Below are 22,714 nucleotides of genomic sequence, written 5' to 3' on the forward strand. Positions count from 1 at the left end.
ATGCAGATAGTCTGCACAAGTGCTTCTATATTATAAACAATTCAGAAGCACGATATTTTTCATTTCATACAAAAAATATTATATCAGATACAGGAAATTTTTGCAAGGGCTTGATTTTTTCCGATGGGTATAAAAGTGGGGCTGTTACAGCATGACGCTGCAACAGCCCGAGACTATATTACTTAACGGGAATTGTAAGGTCGCCTATCACCACTGCCGAAATATTGTCGGGGTCGATCACATCAAGACACAATATATCAAAATGCTGGCTGTAGTATCCTGCGTCGTTTTGGGCAGGAACTTTAGTGCTGTAGGACGAAACAGAGTCAGGCGATATGGTCTGCCCGTCCGTCATAACTATGGAGGTATCGGCTCCGAAAATAAAGTTATTGCTGTTATCCTTTGCAAGATAATTTACTCTTACAGTCAGTGCGGATATGCTCAGACTTTCGATTATTATATTCTTTTCGGCAGTATAAGGCTTGCTGCGGTCACGCAAAACAGCAGGACTGCCTATCTGTATTTCCTTTGTAAGCTTTGGCACATCTTCATTTACGGTCATATCCGCACTGCCTATTTCGGTATGGCTGTCAGAGCCTGAAAATGCAAGGATTATATTGTCCCCGGCGTTTATGCCAAGAGCGGTTGATATTATCATACAGTGTGTTCCGTCGGAAATAATGCTGTTTTTCGTACTGTATCCAAATCGGGTTGTATCGTCGTTTATCTTTGCGGAATGGTAGAACAGCCGTTCTGTTATCTCTTCATCAAACGTTCCCGAAAGCTCGTAGTTTATTATAAGCGACTGACCGTCAGATACCGCATCAAGCAGCCTGAAATCCATATCAGACGGCGCATTTTCGCCCTTGTTCAAATGAACATCTTTCATGCTTACATCGACCTGTGCAAAGGCATCTTCGGAATATGAGGCAGTACCCAACAGATCGTTCAGCCAGCCAAACTTTACCGCCGATACCACTGTTGTGCACATTACCGCAGCCGCACATATGGCAGCAATGACCGTGCCGTATCTGTGTGAGTGTTTTACGGTGCTTTCCGCACGTCTTTTGGCGGAAGCTGCGATATCCTTGTCTGTAGTAATGGTGTCCATTTCTGCTTTTATAATATCTTTCAGTTTATTCATAGTCATATTCTCCCTTCAAAAGCTCTTTCAGCGCCTTTCTGCCACGGGAAAGCCTTGTCGTCACTGTTGACTGCGGTATCTTCAGGAGACGGCTTATCTCACTGCTGCTCATATCGTCGTAATAGTAAAGCATTATTACCGTGCGCAGCTTTGTCGGCAGAGAGTGAACGGCTTTTATGATGTCCGAGCGGTCGCTGAAATCAAAATCCACTGCTGCCGCATCAAGCTCATTTTCGCTGTTGTCAGATATGAATTTGCGCCGCCTGAGCTGCTTCAGAGCTGCATTTACGGTAACTCGGATAAGCCATGCCCTTGCGTGTTCATCGCTTTCAAACTCGGGCTTTCGGCGGTAGAGCTGATAAATTGCTTCTTCGGCAGCGTCCTCCGCATCATGCTTTGAGCCGAGCAGCATAAAGGCGTTGGCATAAAGCCGCTGCATATTATCTTTTGCTATGCTGTCAAGATCACTGCACCCCATTTTTTCACCTCCGAGCGTGCATTTGAAAGTACTTTCATAATATAAATCCTTGAAGGGAGTGATTTGTCTCATTTTTTATAAAAAAACGGGAGCAATTTTTTTGATTGCTCCCGTTGGATATTATATTTGCAGAATTTACTTTACAGCCTCAAGAAGCTCAGCTGTCTTGTCAGTCTTTTCCCAGGCAACGCCCAGATCCTCACGGCCCATGTGACCGTATGCAGCCAGCTGTCTGTACTGAGGACGGCGGAGGTCAAGGGTCTTGATAATAGCAGCGGGACGAAGATCAAATACCTTGTGAACAGCCTCGCTGAGCTTGTCATCGGAAACCTTTCCTGTACCGAAGGTATCGACCATTACGGAAACAGGCTTTGCAACGCCTATAGCATATGCAAGCTCGACCTCGCACTTGTCGGCAAGACCTGCGGCAACGATGTTCTTTGCAACATATCTTGCAGCATAAGCGGCACTTCTGTCAACCTTTGTGGGGTCCTTTCCGGAGAAAGCTCCACCGCCGTGACGTGCATATCCGCCGTAGGTGTCAACGATTATCTTTCTTCCTGTCAGGCCGCTGTCGCCCTGAGGGCCGCCGATAACGAATCTGCCTGTGGGATTTACGAAATACTTAGTGTCAACAAGCAGCTCAGCGGGGATAATGGGCTTGATGACCTTTTCGATGATATCTTCTCTTATCTTGTCAAGAGATACCTCGGGAGCATGCTGAGAGGATACAACAACAGTATCAACTCTTACGGGCTTGCCGTCATCGTATTCAACTGTTACCTGAGTCTTTCCGTCTGGACGGAGATAGGGGAGAACGCCTGTCTTTCTTACCTCGGTCAGCTTCTTTGCAAGCTTGTGGGCAAGAGAGATGGGCATAGGCATAAGCTCGGGAGTTTCGTTGCACGCATAGCCGAACATCATGCCCTGATCGCCTGCGCCTGTCTCGTTGTCATCATGAACATTGCTGTCACGGTACTCGAGAGCCTCGTTAACGCCCATTGCGATATCGGGGGACTGCTCGTTTATGGAAGTGATAACGGAGCAGGTGTGACCGTCAAAGCCGTACTTTGCACGGTCGTAGCCGATGTCGATAACTACCTGTCTTACGATCTTGGGGATATCAACGTAGCAGCTTGTGGAGATCTCACCCATGCACATTACGAGACCTGTGGTGGTAGTGGTTTCGCAGGCAACTCTTCCCATTGGGTCCTCTGCCAGTATAGCGTCAAGAACAGCGTCAGAGATCTGGTCGCAGATCTTATCGGGATGTCCTTCTGTAACTGATTCTGATGTAAAAAGATACTTTGACATTTAAAATCCTCCTATTTTGGCTTTTATAATTTTCGGAAACTTCTTCCGCCTATTAACGTTAGCATTATTTTTCATCAAAAAAGCGCCTGTGAAAAGCTTCACAAGCGCCTTATCATTTCGATTCTGATTTTTTCAATGTGATGAAAAAAATCCTCATCTCTCGGAATTCTCCGCAGGAATTAGCACCTTTTTCGTTATATCCCGAAGGATAAACAATCAGGTTGCCGGGCTTCACAGGTCCAGTACCTCCGCCGCTCTTGATAAGGCATTATCATTATAGCATATAGTTCAGTCAATGTCAAGGGGTTACAGAAAATAACAATTATCAAATATGTTACGAAAAAATCCGCTCCTGAAATTATCAGAAGCGGATATAGCTTAGTGAGGGATAATGCTCAGGAGAACGCCCGCTGCAACTGCGGAGCCGATAACACCTGCAACATTTGGTCCCATAGCGTGCATGAGCAGGAAGTTTGTGGGGTCTGCTTCTGCGCCGACCTTCTGGGACTGCCTTGCAGCCATAGGAACGGCAGAAACGCCTGCGGAACCGATAAGGGGATTTACCTTGCCCTTTGTAACAAGGCACATGAGCTTTCCGAAGAGTACGCCGGAAGCAGTACCAACGCCGAATGCTACTACGCCAAGAAGGATTACCTTCAGGAATGCAACGGATATTACCTTTTCGGCAACGGTAGTTGCACCAACGGAAACGCCAAGGAAAATTGTGATGATGTTCATCAGCTCGTTCTGAGCAGTCTTTGTGATACGATCAACAACGCCGCTCTCCTTGAACAGGTTGCCCAGCATCAGCATACCTACCAGAGGAGCTGCGGAGGGAACCAGAAGCGCAATAATAATTGTAACTGCAATGGGGAAGATTATTTTTTCGGTCTTGGAGACCTGTCTGAGCTGGGTCATTCTTACAAGACGCTCTTTCTTAGTGGTGAGCAGTCTCATTATAGGAGGCTGGATAAGGGGAACCAGAGCCATATAGGTGTATGCCGCAAGGGCGATAGTTCCGACTTCTACCTGATAGCCGCCTGATTTCAGCAGAAGGCTGGATACGTAAATGGAAGTAGGACCGTCCGCACCGCCGATGATAGCGATGGAGCCTGCTTCGTTAGCATTGAAGCCCAGAGCAGCCGCACCTATAAAGGTGAGGAAGATACCTGCCTGAGCGGCAGCACCCAGAAGGAAGCTCTTGGGGTTTGCAATAAGGGGGGCAAAGTCGGTCATACATCCGATGCCGAGGAAAATAAGCGCAGGATATATCTGCAGCTTAACGCCCAGATACAGCATATCAAGCAATCCGCCGTTATGAAGTATATCGCCGAAATTCAGCTCGTGGCCTGCGTCGATATTCCACAACTCGGGGTGATAAAGACCTGTGTTGGGAAGGTTTGTAAGGAGCATACCGAATGCAATGGGGAGCAGCAGCAGAGGCTCGAACTTGTGCCTGATGGCAAGGTACATGAACACAAATGAAATAAGTATCATTACCACATTCTGCCAGCCAAGAACGGCAAGACCTGACTGTGCTGCCAGATCCTTTATGGTATCAATAAAAAGTGAAAACATACAGACATCCTTTCTTCAGAAGATCACGCTTAAAAAGCACGTGTACTTTCGCCTGCGGCAGCTCTTGCCCAGGCATTTGAACGCTTGGAGACAGCCGAGCGCTTTATGCTGTGTATTCTGAGAGGAGTACCGTATTCCTCACTCATGGCAGCCACTGCTGCGGCAATGACGGCGATAACTTCGCTTTCGTCATCAGCGGCGGGTGCAGCTGTTATATTGACGGGTGCGGGCTTGCTGCTTTCAGCGGCAGGAGCTTTCTTAGCATTTCCACCTGATTTTTTTGCGTTTAATTTGTCGAAGATCTTACCCATTATCCATACAAGGAAGATAAGAATGATAAGAGCAGCGAAAACTATTGCCAGACCTGAGATAACTACAGCTCCGACATAACTCCACTCCATCTGCATATTATTTCATCCTTTCTGTGAAAGCGAGAACACGCTTCCAAAATAAATACTTATCTTATTATACAATATTTGACTTAAAAATGCAAGAATTTTTTGGCTGATTTGATTTCATTATTTTTAACATATAAAAAATTTTTTGAAATCATCACCTGTTACCCAACTGCATAAAAGTGATATATATTGTAGTATGTGCATATTTATATCAAGGACGAAAATTTTCGGAGATATTTCAGAAGAAATTTCTGTACAGCTGTGTGCATGAGGAAGCGGCGACATGCCGAAACTCACGAAAAGGCTTAAACGAAATATGAGTTACCGAGCTGCAAACTAAAAATTTATTGCTGTATATTCCAGCGAGGTGGCAACAGCGACACGCTGCTTGACTTTTAGGGAGAAAAAAGGTAAAATATCAGTAGAAATAAAATATAAGCAAAGATCTTTTCGGAGGTAATTATTATGTCATTTAAAGAAGTATCGGTTTACGACCTTTCCTTTAATCCCTTTACCAAGATAGGCAAGGAGTGGATGCTCATTACATCGGGCGATGAAAATAAGTGGAATACCATGACAGCCTCATGGGGATTTGTGGGCGTTATGTGGAATAAAAACGTTATTGAGACGGTTATCCGCCCCACACGCTACACCATTGAATTTGTGGAGAAGAATGACCTTTTCACCGTAAGCTTTTTCGACGAGGAATACCGCAAGGCACTACAGTTCTGCGGCGCTCATTCGGGAAGAGACTGCGACAAGGCAAAGGAAACAGGTCTTACACCAATTTTCACCGACGGCACAACAGCCTTTGCCGAGGCTTCCATGTATTTTGTCTGCCGCAAGCTTTACGCACAGGATATGGATATCTCACTGCTTGACAAGGAGTGCCATAAGTGGTACGATAAGGACGCAGTGCATAAGGCGTTCATCGGCGAGATAGTTAAGGCATACGTAAAAGAGTAAACTTATGACCCTGTACAGCTGTGCAGGGTCATTTTGTCTGCAAAGAGCATTACGCTTCTGCGCATTTTACAAATTCACACTTCTCAGGGTCAAGATTTGGGTGTGTTTTCAGATACCGCCTTACATATGTCAGCGAGTAGAATTTTTTTGCCAGCCCCTTGTTTACCACCAGAAGCTTGCTGCTGTAAACAAATTTCTTTTCTCCGTCAACGTCCACCTGAATGATATAATACATATTATGTCTGCCTTTCTGAATATATTATGTAGATTATACCATTTTGCCGTCTGATTTGCAATGAAAAGCGTCCTATTGGCCGATTATTGGCACTAAAAGAGTTAAAGGGCGTTAATTTTTCATAAATTTCCTATAATATGAACATTTTAAAAATAAAAAAGAAAAGCCCCGATTAGCGTCGGGGCTTTGGCATATGCGGACAGGCCGCACAGCCTTAAATAAAACAAGGAAGATTACGAGTTGTTCTGCTGTCTGCATCAGCAAAACGAGGATATATCAAAATTCCAAAAGTGGAATATGATGTCTTAAACTTCGGGGAGACCAAATTCAAATCCCGCCGCACGGATATTGTCTATCACTTCTGGGAGAATCTGGCAGTTGGTCTCGGAAACGCTGTGGAGAAGATAAATTGCACCCTTGTGAGCTGCTCCCGATACCCTTTCAAGGCTCTGCGCCCTGTCAGGCTGGTCGTTTACGTTCCAGTCACAGTATGCAAAGCTCCAGACAAGCGTTTTGTATCCGCAGCTTTGTACCTGAGCCAGCGCTTTTTCCGAATACTCGCCGCAGGGCGGTCGGAAATACTTCATCTCATAGCCGTAGGTTTCCTTAACATAATCATGGAGCGACATTATCTCTTCCCGTGCCTCCTCATCGGAAAGCTTTGGGAGGGAAGCATGCTTCATGCCGTGGTTGCCGATGATGTGCCCCTCATTGATCATTCGCTGCACAAGCTCCTTGTTCCTCTTGGCGTAGTCACCAGTGAGGAAGAAAACCGCCTTGACGTTTTTCTCTTTCAGAGTGTCAAGTATTGGTGCTGTGAAGCCGTTTTCATAGCCCTGATCGAATGTCAGGCATATCTTGTCGCCGTCGGTAACGGCATATGCACTATAGCTGCCGAACTGTTCATTGAACATCATTGCACCAACGGGGCAGTTATTTTCATCTACCTCACGACCCTGACCGTATCCGCAAAGGGTATTGTCAGGCTCCTGAGCCGAAACAGCACTGCATGGCAAAAGCATCATTACCGCAGACATAAGGGCTGCTGTCGCCGAACGTATCTTCAATACGCATACCTCCTTTCAGGCAGGATATCTATCATAATAACGCATAAGCGTTTGATAGAAGTATTCCCGCAGGAGGGGACGGATAACCTCGGAGCATTTTGCTTTTACAAGATTATTATACCATCTTTAACGTAAAATACCACTACAATTCGGTTACATTTTGGAACAGATAATTTTGCCTGTTTTAATGCCGTTTTATGGTAAAAACAAAAACGGCGCATGAAAACCATGCGCCGCAAGCTTTCTTTTACGCCCCGAGATAGGACTTAACAAGCACCTGCAAAAGCTCATCTCTGTCAATATGACGGACAAGGCTTCTCGCATTGTTGTATGTAGTTATATAGGTAGGGTCTTCGGAAAGAATATAGCCTACGATCTGATTTATGGGATTGTAACCCTTTTCTTTAAGTGCATCGTAAATAAGCGTAAGCGTCTTTTTAAGCTCAGCCTCTTTATCCTCATACACGGAAAAAGTCATGGTCTGCTCATTATTCACAGGTCAGCACCCCTTTCTCAAATCTAAAAAATTTTATACTTGTATTATAACCTAAATTTCTGCAAAATACAAGAGCTTTTTATAAATTTCATATTTTTTTAATGCGCTTCTAATTCTTTCCGCATTACATTATATTCGCCTTGACGGCAGATATTCATATAACTTCTTTAAGAATAAGATATGCTACCGTTGCAAGGGAGTGAGCCTCAACATAATCACGGTCGATGATATAATTGCCTGTTTCAAGCATCTTTTTAAGCTCGGAAACTCTCTCAAAGCCCTCAAGAGCCTTCTGCTTGTCGGGGATAACGAAATAGGACTTCTGCATGATGTGGCGTATCTCTGTTCTGATGCCGTGGGGGATAGGCACTGCGTTGGGATCCTCACTGAATACGCAGGTCTCGGGCATATCGTCCTTTTCAAACTTCCTTGTGATATCCTCAGCGGCTCTGTGACCGAATACCAGCGCTTCAAGCAGGGAGTTGGAAGCAAGACGGTTGTTTCCGTGAACGCCTGTGTGAGAGCACTCGCCGACAGCGTAAAGACCGTTTACGGAGGTCTCCGCATTGATATTTACGTTTATGCCGCCCATAAGGTAGTGCTGGCAGGGGAAAATGGGGATAAGATCCTTAGACATATCAATACCCTGGGTCATAAGGAAATCGTATATCATGGGGAAGCGGTTGCTCAGGTATTCCTTGCCCTTGTATCTGATATCGAGATAGAACTCGTCGCTGTTTGTCTTTCTGCTTTCGAGAATAATGGAGCGGGAAACAACATCTCTGGGAGCAAGCTCAAGGCGTTCGTCATAATTGTGCATGAAGCGTTCCTTGTTGCAGTTGAGCAGATATGCGCCCTCGCCTCTTACGGACTCGGAAATAAGGAAGCACTCTCTTGACTCCTTGTTGTTGTATGCGGTGGGGTGGAACTGGATAAGGGAGAGATTCTTTATCTCAGCGCCCATTTCGTATGCAATAGCGATGCCGTCTCCTGTTGCGATGGCGGAGTTTGTGGTGTAGTCATATACTCTTCCGATGCCGCCTGTTGCGAACACTGCAAACTGACAGGTGTATTCGGTATGAACACCGTCCTTCAGGATATCAACCGCAAAACCGCCGTTTACCTTCTTTGCACGGCAGAGAAGAGCGTTGTCAAGAACGGTAACATTGCTGCGCTTCAGAACGGCAGCTCTTATCTTTGCAGTTACCTCTGCACCTGTGGAGTCCTTGTGGTGGAAGATCCTTCTGCGGCTGTGACCGCCCTCGAGGGTGCGGTTAAGCTCACCGTCAGCGTCCCTGTCGAAATCCACGCCGATGTCAAGAATGTGCTGTATCTCCTGAGCAGCCTCGGTAACAAGCACCTTTACGGAGTCGGGGTTGTTCTTGAAGCCGCCTGCAATGAGAGTGTCGTTTGTATGAAGAGTGATATTGTCGTCGTCCACGGGCTTGTAAACAGCAGCGACGCCGCCCTGTGCCAGTGCGGAATTGCACAGCTCAAGCTCACGCTTGCTTATAACAAGCACCCTGAGGCTTTCGGGCAGGCAAAGAGCGGTATAAAGTCCGCCTACACCTGTACCTGCGATAATTATGTCATAATTATTGGGAAGTTCCATGATCTTCATCTCGTTTTCAAGAGAAAACGATACTCCTTTCAATATGGTAAAAGCTGTAATACTGAGCACCGAAGTTTTATTGATGATCGGTATAAAACGACAGCTGCCTATAATTGTTGATATTATACCATATAAATAGATTTTTTTCAATTACATTTTACACGTACTTTTATTTCCATTTAACGGAACAAATATGCAATTTGCTGAATTATCCGGATAATATCTGTCAAAACTTCTGTAATACTAATCCTCAATCAACCTATAGAACGATCAAAGATTAGTATAATGACATTTTTGAAAGGAACGTGTACATCATGAGCGAAAATATTCTTCATTTTGAGGAGAACAGCAGGCTCGTTCCCTCTGCGTCGGGACAGCTGGATACAATGGGTGCGGCAGCGGCGGGAGCTGCCGTGGGAGCAGCCATGGGCGGAGAAAAGGGACGGATATGCGTTGCTCACAGTCCCTCGGCAGGAGCGGCGTCCCTTGCCATGGCTTTTGCTGCGGGAGCTGCGTCATCGGGCTGTGAATGTGTTTTCATGGGCAGCTGTGCCGCCACCTCTGCGGCGTATGCGGCAGGGATAACAGGCTGCAGTGGCGGCTGTTATGTTCATACGGAGATAACCGCTTCTCTGGGACTTTTTGCGGGGGACGGCCTTGACCTTTACCGCAGCACAGAGGAGCAGATAGAGCATGAGCTGACCGTTTCGCATTTGCTTCCCTACAGCCATTACGGCACTGTCACGAATTTTGACGGGGCTGACCTTATCTATGCCGCAGCAGTATCGGAGCAGGTCATGCCCTTTGAGGGCATTCGTGCGGATTTCTACAGTTCTTCCGAAAGGATACTTTCCGTCTGTGAAAAAATACTTGAGGGCAGAAACGACAAGAACGGCGAGCGGATAGCCTTTCGTATCAGCGGAGACGGCAGGCGCATTTCCGCCTATTCTGAGGAAACGGGCTATGTTTTCCGTGACAGGCTGGTCATGATATGCTGCATGGATATGTTCGACAGGGGAGAGGACTGCGCTGTCTGCGGTTCTGTGCCCAGAGCGCTGGAACAGCTGGCGGAAAGCTGCGGCAGGAAGATCATCAGCTGCGGGAAGAACGTCTGCGATGATGAAAGCTCGCCCTCGTCACAGTGCCTGGAAGCAAGGCAGCTTGCCTCAAAGCAGCTTTTCATGCACGACGGCATAGCTCTGGCATTCAATGTGCTGGAGGTGCTAAGGCGCAGGAAGATGACTCTTAAAGAAGCTGTCTCACAGCTGCCGAAGTTTGCGGGGGTCAACAGATATATCCCCGTGGATAAGCCCTCAGAGCTGCTGGAGAGGCTCAGCGTATCGACAGGGGGAGTGCTTACTGACGGCGACGGCGGCAGAGTTACCGTCCGCCCCGTAAGGACAGGCAAGGGCATTATGCTCAATGTGGAAAGCTACGCCCTTGAAGCCGCCTCCGAGCTGTGCGACTTCTACTCCGAGGTGATAAAGCGCAACGCATATTGAAACACCTTACAAATAAAAAGCGGCTCCTTTGTGCGGTATTGCCTATAGTTTTTTGCGGATATATGTGATATAATAATATGGGTTTGTTTCGATAAAAATAAGAGACCCGCAGAATATGTGTAACGCAAAGAGAGTGTATGCCATGGATTACAAGGTAAACTGGGACAGCGGCGGAGTTTTCGCCGTTCCCGATGCTGCCGCCGAAGCACTGAGACTTGCTTCTGGCAAGGCGCTGAAAGTTCTTATATATATGCTTAAATACCGCCGTCTCCCCGATGACCCCGACGAGATAGGAGTGACCGCCGAGGATATTGACGAGGCTCTTTCCTACTGGTCATCGGTGGGGGTAATTTACAGGAGCGGCAATGCTCCTCAGGCAAAAAGTCAGCCTGCGGCGCATGAGCCTGTCAGGGTGCTGGCTCCCAATCCCGAAACTGCTGTTCCTGCGGCTGCAATACCGGCTGCCGCTGTGCCTGCTGCGCCCGAAAAAGAGGTCATCAGACCGAGAAAATCACTGCTTCCCACTGAGATAGCGGAAAGAATAGCCGAATCTCAGGAGATAGCGCTGCTTTTCAAAAGCGCCGAGGGCAGCCTTAAAAGGGTGCTTACCTTTGACGATCAGCGGACTATCCTGTGGATATACGACCATCTGGGAATGTCTGCGGATATCATAATGATGCTCATAGCCTACTGCTGCTCTGTCGGCAGGACGAATATGGGCTACATAGAAAAAGCTGCCCTTGACTGGCATGAAAAGAACATTGCCACTCACGAGCAGGCGGAAAACGAGATACTGCTCATGCAGAGATCCTTTACCTTTGAGGCAAAGGTGCAGTCACGCCTAAAAATGCAGAACAAGCTCACCGCTTCCCAGAAAAAGTACATTGACGAGTGGGCACGCATGGATATGTCTGTTGACCTTGTGGAGCTGGCTTATGACAAGACCGTTGACGCAACGGGCAAGCCTGCGTTCCAGTACATGAACAAGATACTTGTGAAGTGGCATGACAATAACATTACCGATATGCAGTCGGCAATAGAGTTCGATGAACGCACCAAGCCGTCAAGATGTCAGGCACCCCGTCAGGCGGCGCAGGGAAGAAGCACGGCTGCGGAAAAATCAGCGCCATCCTTTGACCTGTCAGCCATAATGGAGCACGCCAGAAACAGCAAGCCTACTGTATAAATAAAGAGGAGTACACAAATGACACGTACAGAGATACGTCAGAAAGCCAACAGCGAAATGGAAAAGCGCCGTCTCAGGGCGGAAGCCGAGGCGGAGGCAAGGACTGCGGAGATATACAAAAAACTCCCGCAGGTGGCGGAGATACGCCGAATGCTGGCAGGAACAGCTTCCGAGCTTTCTCAGCTTATAATCAGGCGGGGCAATAACTATAAGGAAAGCTTTGAAAAGATAAAGCAGAGCAATCTTGAGGGCAGCCGAATGATAAAGTCCATTCTCAGGTCAAACGGCTATCCCGAGGATTATCTTGAAGTCCACTACAGGTGCAGCGCCTGCAATGACACGGGCTATACGGATATGGGAATGTGCGACTGTATGAAGCGCCTCATCAACAAAATAGCTTCCGAGGAGCTTAATCGCAGTGCAAATATGCCCGATGCGGATTTTGCCCATTTCAGCCTTGATTATTACAGGGGCATCACCGTTGACGGCGTGGACTGCTACGCCAAAATGGCGGATAACCTTGATTTCTGCATCAAATACGCCAACGGCTTTTCCCATAATTCCAAGAGCATTCTTATGCTGGGCAAAACAGGCGTGGGAAAGACACATCTTTCCATGTCCATTGCAAAAGAGGTCATAAAGGGCGGCAGCAGCGTTATTTACGGTTCAGTGCTGAACCTGCTCCGTGAGATAGAAAAAGAGCATTTCGGAAGAGCCGAGGGGGACAGTGACACACTTTCCGCTCTCTGCGGCTGCGACCTGCTCATTATGGACGACCTGGGAGCGGAGCCGAGAACGCCTTTTTACGAGTCTGCGGTTTACAATCTCATAAACAGCAGAATGAATATGGGACTGCCCACAATAGTCAGCTCCAACTACTCCGTGGAGGAGCTTTACGACCATTACAACGAGAGGATAATCTCACGGCTGTTCGGCTTCTACGAGGTGCTGATTTTTGTCGGAAAAGACATAAGACAGCTGAAAAGACTTGAAAAATAGGGCATTTGACGGAATGCGGCATATGGGGGCAAATGCACAGATGGGTCGAATACTTCTGCGCCTTTACGCATAAAATGGCGAATAACTTTGAGTTACCGAGAGACATCTTGAAATACATAAATTTATCTCAGAAATGCAAAATATCAGCCGAATATTTATGGATATAAAATGTCCGAAATGTATTGATTTTTGCCAAAAGACGTGGTAATATATTGAACAAGGACTTATTTCCGGTGTCAGGAAATAGCGAGACATATATATTAACACTATAATTGCAAAATGAAAGGATGACTCCACGATGAACGAAAAGATCAAGGTAATTATCGGAGACGAGAGCAAGGAATTTGGCTGTATGCTGGCAAACTCACTGAGAGGAAGAGGCTTTTTTGCCGTTACCCGTGACAATGACGGTCTGCTCCTGCTGGAAGCTATCAGAAGTGAGGAACCGGATGTTGTTATAGTTGACAGCATTATCCCAGGAATAGATGCAGCCGAGCTGATAAAGCGCTGCGACAGCTTTGTACATAAGCCCTTTTTCATCGTTACCTCCGCATACAGGAACGTTTTTGCGGAGCGCCAGATAATGTCCATGGAGAACGCATATTTCATGCTCAAGCCCTTTGACTGCGATATGCTGGTGAACGTTATCAGAAGTGCGGCGGCTATGGAAATGGCTCCCGGCGACCCACGCCTCAGCGAGGATATGGAGATGGTAGTTACCGAGATAATCCATCAGATAGGCATTCCCGCTCATATCAAGGGCTATCATTATCTCAGGCAGGCAATACTTCTGAGCTACGATGACCCCGATATGCTGGAGAGCGTTACAAAGCTGCTTTATCCCACAGTTGCAAGGCATTTTAATACCACTGCCTCCAGAGTGGAGAGAGCTATCCGTCATGCTATCGAGACCGCATGGGACAGGGGAGACCTGGATACTATCCAGAATCTTTTCGGCTACACCGTGAGTGTGGGTAAGGGAAAGCCCACAAACAGTGAGTTCATCGCACTTATCACCGATAATCTCAGGCTCAAATATAAGTCCGCTCAGGCAAGAAACAGCGCCGCTGCGGTGAAATAATGTTTATGAAAATTCAAGGGGCTGTTTCACACGATGCAGCAGCCCTTAGTTATATAAGCTTGTAAAAATATCCGCACAAATAAGCACAAAGGTAAAAAGTTTAGTCGCCGACAGGCGAAGGTACACACAAATCAGTAAAATTGATATGTAATTAAAGGGCTGCTGAAGCGTTAAACTTCGGCAGCCCTATTCTTATATTACCAGTATGTAAATGCAAAGCCCGCAAGTGGCGACAGAACTATCATTATCACCGAAAATGTGAAGGATTCAAGTGATGTGAGGGTCGCACGCTGTTCCGAGGGGAACATATCCTGCAAAAGCACATTCGTCCGCACCTGAAGAGCATCATCAGCCACAGCGGCAATAAATCCGCCCAGCGCCATTACTGCGTACATCGGCGAATGCTCCGCAACAATGCCTGCAAGCACCATAACAGATGATATGCAGAAAACGCACCTGTAGCTCAGCTTCGGAAGCTTTGTTATCAGCTTGGAGCCGATTATACCGCCAATTTCCATAAACAGCAGGGCTGCACCCAGCAGGCGGTGGGGGATACCCCTTTCGGGGAGCTTTGCCTGCAAAAAGAAAAGAAGCAGGGTATCAGCCGCACCAATAAGGGAATTTACTATCATAAGCTTCATTGCCCTTTTGGCGCTTTTCATAAATGTAAAGCTTTCTTTAAGGCATATTGCCAGCCTTGCGGCTATGCTTCCGCTTTGCTCAGGTGCGGGAGCATACATCTCACTGAGGGACATGAGGACGGCAATCTGTATCACGCCTGTGATAAGGTCTGTGCCGTATGCAAGCCTGTGACCGATGAAAAGGGCGAAGCCTGCGCACAGTGTGGATATTCCGCTGCAAAGCCTGTATATCACCAGCTGATCGGATTCAAACCGCTCAAAACGGCTCTCTGCATTTGCGGCTTTCAGTGAGTCATAAGCCAGAGCGTCCCCTGTGCCTGAGGAAAAATTGTAGCTCAGTGCGTGGAATGCAATGGACAGGCAAACGGTGAAAAGGTTATCCGAAAGTATCATAATTATGTTGCCTATCATTCGCATGATACTGCTTACGATAAGCATTTTCTTCCGCCCGAAAACGTCTGCCAGAACTCCCGAGGGTATCTCGAAAATAAGGCTTGTGATGTGGAACACTGTCTCGGCGATGCCGATATCCACAAGGTTGTAGCCCCTTGCCGCAAGTATTGCTACCCATGCTCCCGTAAGGGACAGATTTCCCAGCACAGATGAGGCGTAAAGCTTACGTATTTGTTTTTCGATATTAAGCATAAAAAAATCTCCTTAAACTGAATTTAGTGATAGTTTAAGAAGATAATGCGCACTATTTATTTGTAAAACTGCTCTGTTTTAAGTCAGATAAGAGCCTGTTTATGACAAATTTTCTTACAAAAGGGCGCACTATCCCCGTAAAAGGGAAAAACGGAACCTTTCTGAAGCTGTACATTTGTCATTTTCCAAAGCATGATACTGACCTCTTTTATCATTGGTGAATGGTTTACTTTTTTACTATATCACACCCGACTGCGTTTTGTCAAGGGGTGTATCCTTGGAATTATGCTCTTTTTCTCAAAAAAATTTCCCAAAAGTAGTGACAAATGCAGAAAAATGGTTTATAATATAAGTTATGAATATCATAATTGGAGGCTAATATCATGTCAAAGAAACCCTACTACATTACGACCCCTATCTATTATCCTTCGGGCAATCCTCATATCGGTCACTGCTATACCACAGTTGCCTGCGATTCCATTGCCCGTTACAGACGAATGCAGGGCTATGATGTGATGTTCCTTACCGGTACGGACGAGCACGGTCAGAAGATCGAGCAGAAGGCTGCTGAAAAGGGTGTTACTCCCAAGCAGTATGTTGACGAGATCGTTGAACATTTCAAGAAGCTTTGGTCCTACATGAACATCAGCTATGACCGCTATATCAGAACTACCGACGATTATCACGTAAAATCCGTTCAGGCTATCTTCAAGGCTCTTTATGACAAGGGTTATATCTATAAGGGCGAATACAAGGGCAAGTACTGTACTCCCTGCGAAAGCTTCTGGACCGAGTCCCAGCTGGACGAGGACGGCAAGTGCCCAGAGTGCCACAGAGATGTTGTTGAGGCCAAGGAAGAGGCTTACTTCTTCAAGATGTCTCCCTTTGCTGAAAGAATCGAGAAGCTGCTCCTTGAAACCGATTATCTCCAGCCCAAGACCCGTGCTACTGAGCTTGTAAACAACTTCATCAAGCCCGGTCTCGAGGATCTCTGCGTTTCACGTACCTCCTTTAAGTGGGGCATTCCCGTTCCCTTTGATGATAAGCACGTTATATATGTATGGGTAGATGCCCTTTCCAACTATATCACCGCTCTGGGATATGCAAACGACGCCTACAATGATTATGACAAGTTCTGGCCCGCAGATGTGCATATGGTAGCAAAGGATATTATGCGTTTCCACGCTATCATCTGGCCCGCTATCCTTATGGCTCTTGATCTTCCTCTGCCCAAGCACCTTGCTGTTCACGGCTGGATAACCTTCAACGGTCAGAAGATGAGCAAGTCCATCGGCAACGTTGTTGACCCAATGGTTCTTGGCGAGAGATATTCTCCCGATGCTATCAGATACCACATTCTCCGTGAAATGGCTCTCGGTGCTGACAGCTCATTCTCCAACGAGATAATGATAAACAGAATTAACTCCGACCTTGCAAATGACCTGGGCAACCTTGTTTCCAGAACCGTTGCAATGGTGGAGAAGTATTTCGGCGGCACTCTTCCTGCCGACAAGAAGTCCGACCCTATGGACGATGAGCTTATCTCCATGGCAACAGCTCTCCGTGCAAAGGTTGACGAGTGCATGGACAACACCACCCTGAACATCGCTCTTGCTGAGATATTCAAGGTAATTTCCCGTGCAAACAAGTACATTGACGAGACTGCTCCCTGGGTGCTTGCAAAGGACGAGGCCAACAAGCCCAGACTTGCAGCTGTTCTTTACAATCTCCTTGAAGCTATCAGAATTTCCACATCTCTGCTTTCCGCATTTATGCCTACCACCATGCCCAAGGTATGGGAGCAGATAGGTGCGTCCGCCGATGATGTTTCCTACGAAAATGCAGCTAAGTTCGGCGTTCTTCCTGCCGATGTCACCGTTCACAGAGGAGAAGTTCTCTTCCCCAGAATCGACGTTGACAAGGAGATAAGCGAGCTTAATGCTCTTATCGAAGCTCAGATGAAAAAGACTCAGGCTGAGCAGGATAAGGACGGCGCAAACCTTGAGCCTCTTTCCGAGACTATAAAGATCGACGATTTCTTCAAGTCCGACCTGCGTGTTGCAGAGGTCAAGTCCTGCGAGAAGATACCCAAGGCAAAGAAACTCCTGAAGCTCATGCTTGATGACGGCTTCGGCGAGAGACAGGTAGTATCGGGCATTGCCAAGTGGTATGCTCCCGAGGATCTTATCGGCAAAAAGGTAATTGTTGTTGCAAACCTTGCTCCCGCAAAGCTCTGCGGGGTTGAGTCCAACGGAATGATAGTTGCCGCAAGTGTCGGAGAAGATGCAAAGGTAATTTTCGTTGACAAGGATATCCCAAACGGCTCTAAGCTTTCATAAGTTTATACAGAAATAACAAAAGGGCATTGCCATTTTCGGCAATGCCCTTTTTTCATGGGTGCTGTTACAAATGCAGTTTTAACACCTGCAAGCGGGGGCAGCACATAGAAAAAGGGTGTACAGATCACTTTGTACACCCTATGGATATCAGCGTATAAATTACTTGAAGTAACGGTTGAGGAGACCCTGGAATGCCTTGCCGTGTCTTGCCTCGTCCTTTGCCATTTCATGGACAGTATCATGGATAGCGTCCAGGTTAAGCTTCTTTGCTCTGGAAGCAAGGTCAAGCTTGCCCTGAGTTGCGCCGTGCTCAGCCATAACTCTCATTTCGAGGTTCTTCTTGGTGGAGTCGGAAACAACGTCGCCCAGAAGCTCTGCAAACTTAGCTGCGTGCTCAGCCTCTTCGTAAGCGATTCTCTTGTAAGCCTCAGCGACTTCGGGGTAGCCCTCTCTGTCAGCAACTCTGGACATTGCAAGGTACATACCTACCTCTGTGCACTCGCCCATGAAGTTCTGGTTGAGGCCGTCGATGATCTCCTTGTCGTCAACTTCCTTAGCGATGCCGACAATGTGCTCGCAGGCAAACTTCAGTCCGTCATCGGAAGCAACCTCAGTGAACTTGGAAGCAGGAGCTCCGCACTGGGGACATTTTTCGGGTGCGGCCTCACCCTCATATACATAGCCGCAGATAGAACAGACAAACTTTTTCATATTTTTTACCTCCGTAATATTATTATCATTATTTTTATCCGATTTGGTATCGGGTTTCTTGCTGTGATATAAATATACCACATTGGTGTAGTTTTGTCAAGGCTTTTAGAAACTATTTTGCCGCTTTTATAAATTTTCAACGTATTGCACAATTTTAATACCTGCACAATAGTAAATGTGCTTAAATCAAATCCCTGCTTTCTTCATAAAATCCTCCGACTGCATAAGACCTGAGCGGTTGTATCGGTCAAGGATAATTAGCCTGTCGCCTGTGCCGCAGGGGATAGTGTTCCCACGCTCGCAGCAGGTAAGGACTATCCGATAGCCGTATTCTTTCAGCAGGTCATACCCCTCCGACGAGATGTAGCCGTAGGGATAGGCATATACAATGGGGTAGATGCCGCACTTTTCCGATATTTCATCACGGAACAGTGTCAGGTCATGGGAAAAGTTTACCTTGTATTCCTCCTCGGTCTCGCTGCTTTTTCGTGACGCACCGTTTCGGCAGCCCAGACTGTGCATATCATAGGTGTGGCAGCCGATATCAAAGTGTCCTTCCTTGTCAAGTTCAATGATATCATCGTGCGTCAGATAGGCATAATAAGGATTTGGGTCATTTTCTTTCTCGGCGTTTAATGTGTATGCCCCTACCACGCTTACTGTGGCATACATATCATATTTTTGCAGCAGCGGCAGAGCATAGGTCATATTATTCAGATGCCCGTCATCAAAGGTGAGCAGTATGGGGCCTTCTGGCAGGGGAGTGCCATTATCCACATAGTCGATTATCATATCGGGAGTAACGGTGTTCATGCCCTTGCTTTTGATGTAAATAAGGTCTTTTTCAAATTCATCGGGCGTGATAACGTAGTCGCCTGTCCGTGACGGGTCTGAAAGCACGCTGTGATACATTATCACGGGAAGAGACTGCTCCATTTGAACACTTCCCTCAGATGAAGCCGTTATTGCCCTGCTGCTGTGGTCTGATATGAAAAACACCGCCGCAGATAATACGACTGCCGCAGATATCACGGCAGCTGCGGATATTTTTACGCATTTGTACATACTAAAAAGCTCCTTGCGCATTAGAATCACAATAGGATTATATGCACAGGGAGCTTTAAATATCAGTTGGAAAACAAGTTACTTTGCAAGCAGTTTTTCAGCAGATGCAAGCTTTACGCAGATGCAGAAAAGCTCCATAGCCTTTGTAAGATCTTCCAAAGTGGGGAAAGAAGGAGAAAGACGGATGTTCTTGTCGTTGGGGTCCTTCTTGTAGGGGAAGGTTGCACCTGCTCCTGTGAGGACGACGCCGCCCTCCTTGCAGAGACGTGCAACTTCCTTTGCACAGCCGTCAAGGGTATTTACGGAAATGAAGTAGCCGCCCTTAGGCTCGTTCCATGTAAGGATATCAAGGTCGCCCATCTGCTCGGTGAGTATTCTGATAACGGTATCAAACTTGGGAGCAAGGATAGCCTTGTGCTTTTCCATGTACTTTCTGAGGCCGTCAGCATTGCCAAAATATCTTACGTGGCGGAGCTGATTTACCTTATCGTAGCTGATGTTCTGCATTCCCAGAAGCTTGGAGATATGCTTTACATTGTTCTCGGAAGCTGCGATAACTGCAACGCCTGCACCGGGGAAGGTTATCTTGGAAGTGGAAGCGAACTCGAAGATCATATCCTCGTTGCCGCACTTCTTTGCTTCATCAAAAATGTTAAGGAGACTGTCGTGGTCGTCCTTCAGGTGATGTACGCAGTAAGCGTTATCCCAGAAAATTCTGAAATCCTCGGCAGCGGGCTTGAGAGCTGCAAATCGCTTTACTGTTTCATCGGAATATGTGTATCCGTCGGGGTTGGAGTACATAGGTACGCACCAGATTCCCTTAACGGCGGGATCATTGTTTACAAGCTCCTCTACCATATCCATATCAGGACCCTGAGGAGTCATGGGAACATTTATCATTTCGATGCCGAAAGTCTCGGTGATGCCGAAATGTCTGTCATAGCCGGGAACAGGGCAAAGGAACTTTACCTTATCGCACTTGCCCCAGGGCTTTGTGCTGCCATATACGCCGAACTGCATTGCTCTTGCAACGGAATCATACATAAGAGTAAGGCTGGAGTTACCGCCTACGATTATCATGGAGGGGTCAACGCCCAGCAGGTCTGCAAAAAGCTTCTTAGCCTCGGTGATACCTGTAAGGAAGCCGTAATTGCGGACATCAACGCCGTCAGCGTCGATAAGAGAAGAGCTGCTGTTGAGAACGTCGAGCATTGGCATGCTCATATCAAGCTGCTCCTTGCAGGGCTTACCTCTTGACATATCAAGCTTAAGTCCCTGTGATTTGAAATCGTCGTACTGCTTCCGGCACTCGTCCCTGAATGCCTTGAGCTGCTCTGCAGTCATATCCTTCAAAGCCATAACTAAATCTCCCTTTCAATCTCTGTTGATCATCTGCGGCACACACCGCAGTCCACTATATATAATATAACATTTTTTCGGGTTTTGCAAGTGTTTTATAAAACTCCGTCAGATTGTTTTCAAAAAATACACAACTGTCCGTGTGTGACGGACAAAATCACTGCTTATACTAATAATCATTTGTTCTTAGGTTAAATGGTTATTAGTATTAGGAACGCAGTAAAGATTGGTCTCCCAGGCGGGAATATACATAAGATGACGTATGTACAGCTTCAGATCCGGGTTTATCTCATGCACTAGCAGCGGCAGATCAAAAATGTCCTCCGTCCTGTGATAAAGGGCACAGATAAGCTTTGAGCCGTTTTTCAGTGACTGGGCACAGCCCTCCAGCGCATGGCGTTCAGCGCCCTCCACGTCCATTTTTATAAATGTTGCATTTTCCGAAAGACTGTCGCCCCTGAGAGCCGCCACCTGCTTGAGCTTAACGCCTCCGCCCTCGGTGAGCTTGGAGTTCCTTCCCGAGCGGTCGGAAAATGTGAGAACTGTGTCATCGCTCCATGCGGCAGCGTTGAACAGGTCTATGCGCTCCATGCCGTCGGTGCTTTTGGTAAGCTTGCGGAAGTTCCTTGTATCAGGCTCCATGGCGAATATCCTGCGGTATTTTCCCCCTGTGATATCGGCAAATTCCAGCACGGTGTCGCCGTTGTAAGCGCCCATGTCGATGTATTCCTCGTCATCGCCAAGCCTGATAATATCGGTGAAAATCCTTTCACGGGGGAATGTGCAGGCGTTAAGATATTCTATCTTGCCGCTTATCCTGAAATTAACCACATCGGAAAAGGTCTGCTTTGATATGTCGTCCGCCAGCAGGTCATACACCTTTTGAAGCTTGTCGGCATTTTCCATGCAGTAGCTGTAGGTGAACAAACCGTCCCCCACAACGGGAACATCGGGCGCAAGGAGAGTGTGGCGCTTTGCCATATCGTTTATCCTGTTGTACAGGCTTTCGTAGCCCGCACCGAAAGCAAGCACTATTATAAAATCATCAATGAGTGCCTCTATCTGAGAGAGGGAGTGAACAAGATGCCCTTTGAAATAATGTCCTCTCACAAATTCATCGCTGGCAAAAAATCCTGCTGTGGGGATATTGTACATATCGAAAACACGGAGTATCTTTTCCGCACCGTCGCCCATGCCATAGATGAAGATAGGCAGCTCGGTGGAGCGCAGAAATTCCCAGCAGTCGGTCTTTTCTTTAATAAAATCAAGCATTGCCGTCATCTCCCATGATATCATCATGGTGACAGAGCACGTCGTTCATGTCACGACCCCTGATGCCGTAAGCGTCACGCATCTTATCCACTTGAGCGTCCAGCAGCTCCATCATCTTTCTGGGAGCCTTGACAGATTTTACTGTCTTTACTGGAGTATCCACGTCTTTCACGTTGATGACCACAGTGCCGCAGCCGAAAAGCCGCTGACCGAGGGGAAGCATGAGCTTCTTGTCTATCACACGGTAAAGGTCGAACTCGTCCTCTACTATATTTAAAAAGCCTGTTCGGGTGATGAGTTTTTTCTCAGTGAGATAATATCTTGTAAAGGAAAGGGGCAGACCGAATATCGTACGCTTCTTGTCAGTCCAGAGATAATCAAAATCAGCTTTCATAGCAGTTGTTCCTTTCATATTTATTACAGTAATTATAACACAGTTATTATGCTTTTGCAAGAAAATTCTTGTCGGGGCATATCATACTGATCACCAATAAAACTATAGACAAAAAATCTTCACATAACCCATACACGCAAGATTATGCTCGATTTTTTGTATAGTTTTTAATTGATGCTTAGTATCAGATGTTTTTTAAGAATGACATATATATTTTACCGCATATGAAAGT

Annotated in this window: 21 protein-coding genes and 1 riboswitch; of the genes, 6 read left to right on the forward strand and 15 right to left on the reverse strand. The window is 46.8% G+C overall.

Going from position 1 to position 22,714, the window contains the following annotated elements; translation table 11 throughout:
• Positions 1 to 178: 178 nt before the first annotated feature.
• The 5 genes from OCV68_RS01780 to OCV68_RS01800 all read right to left on the reverse strand — a co-directional run bounded on the left by OCV68_RS01780 (position 179) and on the right by OCV68_RS01800 (position 4,921).
• Positions 179 to 1,144 carry a hypothetical protein gene (locus OCV68_RS01780; protein ID WP_262570291.1) on the reverse strand — a complete coding sequence of 322 codons (966 nt, stop codon included), beginning with the start codon at positions 1,142 to 1,144 and terminating at the stop codon, positions 179 to 181.
• Positions 1,137 to 1,622, reverse strand: coding sequence for an RNA polymerase sigma factor (locus OCV68_RS01785; protein WP_022474178.1), 486 nt, complete (start codon positions 1,620 to 1,622; stop codon positions 1,137 to 1,139). The genes OCV68_RS01780 and OCV68_RS01785 overlap by 8 nt, the downstream gene beginning before the upstream one ends.
• A 135-nt stretch (positions 1,623 to 1,757) precedes the next feature.
• Positions 1,758 to 2,936: a methionine adenosyltransferase gene (gene metK / locus OCV68_RS01790; protein WP_147621784.1), complete on the reverse strand. Its 1,179-nt coding sequence runs from the start codon at positions 2,934 to 2,936 to the stop codon at positions 1,758 to 1,760.
• A 150-nt stretch (positions 2,937 to 3,086) separates the two neighbouring features.
• A riboswitch (SAM riboswitch) is annotated at positions 3,087 to 3,203 on the reverse strand.
• A gap of 111 nt (positions 3,204 to 3,314) precedes the next feature.
• On the reverse strand, positions 3,315 to 4,514 hold the full coding sequence (locus OCV68_RS01795) for a sodium ion-translocating decarboxylase subunit beta (protein WP_262570293.1): 1,200 nt from the start codon (positions 4,512 to 4,514) through the stop codon (positions 3,315 to 3,317).
• Positions 4,515 to 4,543: 29 nt separating this feature from the next.
• Positions 4,544 to 4,921 carry an OadG family protein gene (locus OCV68_RS01800; RefSeq protein ID WP_262570295.1) on the reverse strand — a complete coding sequence of 126 codons (378 nt, stop codon included), beginning with the start codon at positions 4,919 to 4,921 and terminating at the stop codon, positions 4,544 to 4,546.
• Positions 4,922 to 5,377: 456 nt separating this feature from the next.
• On the opposite strand from OCV68_RS01800, the gene OCV68_RS01805 reads away from it, so the two are divergent.
• Positions 5,378 to 5,878: a flavin reductase gene (locus OCV68_RS01805; protein WP_262570297.1), complete on the forward strand. Its 501-nt coding sequence runs from the start codon at positions 5,378 to 5,380 to the stop codon at positions 5,876 to 5,878.
• A 49-nt stretch (positions 5,879 to 5,927) separates the two neighbouring features.
• Here the strand turns inward: OCV68_RS01805 and OCV68_RS01810 are convergent, their stop codons facing one another.
• From OCV68_RS01810 to OCV68_RS01825, 4 genes are all read right to left on the reverse strand, one after another.
• The gene (locus tag OCV68_RS01810) at positions 5,928 to 6,113 is read right to left on the reverse strand and encodes a hypothetical protein (protein ID WP_022474183.1); all 186 of its coding nucleotides are present in this window, start codon (positions 6,111 to 6,113) and stop codon (positions 5,928 to 5,930) included.
• 305 nt (positions 6,114 to 6,418) lie between these two features.
• Positions 6,419 to 7,180 carry a polysaccharide deacetylase family protein gene (locus OCV68_RS01815; RefSeq protein ID WP_262570299.1) on the reverse strand — a complete coding sequence of 254 codons (762 nt, stop codon included), beginning with the start codon at positions 7,178 to 7,180 and terminating at the stop codon, positions 6,419 to 6,421.
• A 247-nt stretch (positions 7,181 to 7,427) separates the two neighbouring features.
• Entirely contained in the window at positions 7,428 to 7,658 is a 231-nt protein-coding gene (locus OCV68_RS01820) for an IreB family regulatory phosphoprotein (protein WP_147621854.1), read from the reverse strand.
• A 172-nt stretch (positions 7,659 to 7,830) separates the two neighbouring features.
• Positions 7,831 to 9,288 (reverse strand): L-aspartate oxidase, encoded by a 1,458-nt coding sequence (locus tag OCV68_RS01825; protein WP_262570300.1) that lies wholly within the window; start codon positions 9,286 to 9,288, stop codon positions 7,831 to 7,833.
• Positions 9,289 to 9,602: 314 nt separating this feature from the next.
• On the opposite strand from OCV68_RS01825, the gene OCV68_RS01830 reads away from it, so the two are divergent.
• The 4 genes from OCV68_RS01830 to spo0A all read left to right on the forward strand — a co-directional run bounded on the left by OCV68_RS01830 (position 9,603) and on the right by spo0A (position 14,056).
• Complete coding sequence (locus OCV68_RS01830) at positions 9,603 to 10,790, forward strand: phosphohexomutase domain-containing protein (protein ID WP_262570302.1); 1,188 nt, start codon at positions 9,603 to 9,605, stop codon at positions 10,788 to 10,790.
• Between the two features lie 115 nt (positions 10,791 to 10,905).
• Complete coding sequence (locus tag OCV68_RS01835; RefSeq protein WP_262570304.1) at positions 10,906 to 11,976, forward strand: DnaD domain-containing protein; 1,071 nt, start codon at positions 10,906 to 10,908, stop codon at positions 11,974 to 11,976.
• An 18-nt stretch (positions 11,977 to 11,994) separates the two neighbouring features.
• Positions 11,995 to 12,975: an ATP-binding protein gene (locus tag OCV68_RS01840; RefSeq protein WP_262570306.1), complete on the forward strand. Its 981-nt coding sequence runs from the start codon at positions 11,995 to 11,997 to the stop codon at positions 12,973 to 12,975.
• A 298-nt stretch (positions 12,976 to 13,273) separates the two neighbouring features.
• Positions 13,274 to 14,056, forward strand: a complete 783-nt coding sequence (gene spo0A / locus OCV68_RS01845; protein ID WP_022475914.1) for a sporulation transcription factor Spo0A — start codon at positions 13,274 to 13,276, stop codon at positions 14,054 to 14,056.
• A 197-nt stretch (positions 14,057 to 14,253) separates the two neighbouring features.
• Here spo0A and OCV68_RS01850 read toward each other — a convergent pair whose 3' ends face one another.
• On the reverse strand, positions 14,254 to 15,342 hold the full coding sequence (locus OCV68_RS01850) for an MFS transporter (RefSeq protein ID WP_022475913.1): 1,089 nt from the start codon (positions 15,340 to 15,342) through the stop codon (positions 14,254 to 14,256).
• A 383-nt stretch (positions 15,343 to 15,725) separates the two neighbouring features.
• On the opposite strand from OCV68_RS01850, the gene metG reads away from it, so the two are divergent.
• Entirely contained in the window at positions 15,726 to 17,681 is a 1,956-nt protein-coding gene (gene metG / locus OCV68_RS01855) for a methionine--tRNA ligase (protein WP_262570309.1), read from the forward strand.
• A gap of 159 nt (positions 17,682 to 17,840) precedes the next feature.
• On the opposite strand, the gene OCV68_RS01860 is transcribed toward metG, so the two are convergent.
• From OCV68_RS01860 to OCV68_RS01880, 5 genes are all read right to left on the reverse strand, one after another.
• A complete protein-coding gene (locus OCV68_RS01860) occupies positions 17,841 to 18,392 on the reverse strand; it encodes an NADH peroxidase (protein ID WP_022475911.1) in 552 nt (183 codons plus the stop codon).
• Positions 18,393 to 18,578: 186 nt separating this feature from the next.
• The gene (locus OCV68_RS01865) at positions 18,579 to 19,457 is read right to left on the reverse strand and encodes a polysaccharide deacetylase family protein (RefSeq protein WP_022475910.1); all 879 of its coding nucleotides are present in this window, start codon (positions 19,455 to 19,457) and stop codon (positions 18,579 to 18,581) included.
• Between the two features lie 78 nt (positions 19,458 to 19,535).
• Complete coding sequence (locus OCV68_RS01870; protein ID WP_022475909.1) at positions 19,536 to 20,816, reverse strand: PLP-dependent aminotransferase family protein; 1,281 nt, start codon at positions 20,814 to 20,816, stop codon at positions 19,536 to 19,538.
• Positions 20,817 to 21,002: 186 nt separating this feature from the next.
• Positions 21,003 to 22,088 (reverse strand): FkbM family methyltransferase, encoded by a 1,086-nt coding sequence (locus OCV68_RS01875; protein ID WP_262570314.1) that lies wholly within the window; start codon positions 22,086 to 22,088, stop codon positions 21,003 to 21,005.
• The gene (locus OCV68_RS01880; RefSeq protein WP_262570315.1) at positions 22,081 to 22,482 is read right to left on the reverse strand and encodes a PH domain-containing protein; all 402 of its coding nucleotides are present in this window, start codon (positions 22,480 to 22,482) and stop codon (positions 22,081 to 22,083) included. Before OCV68_RS01880 ends, OCV68_RS01875 begins: the two co-directional genes overlap by 8 nt.
• Positions 22,483 to 22,714 lie beyond the last annotated feature (232 nt).

It is taken from the genome of Huintestinicola butyrica (genome assembly GCF_025567215.1).
GTDB lineage: Bacteria > Bacillota > Clostridia > Oscillospirales > Ruminococcaceae > Huintestinicola > Huintestinicola butyrica.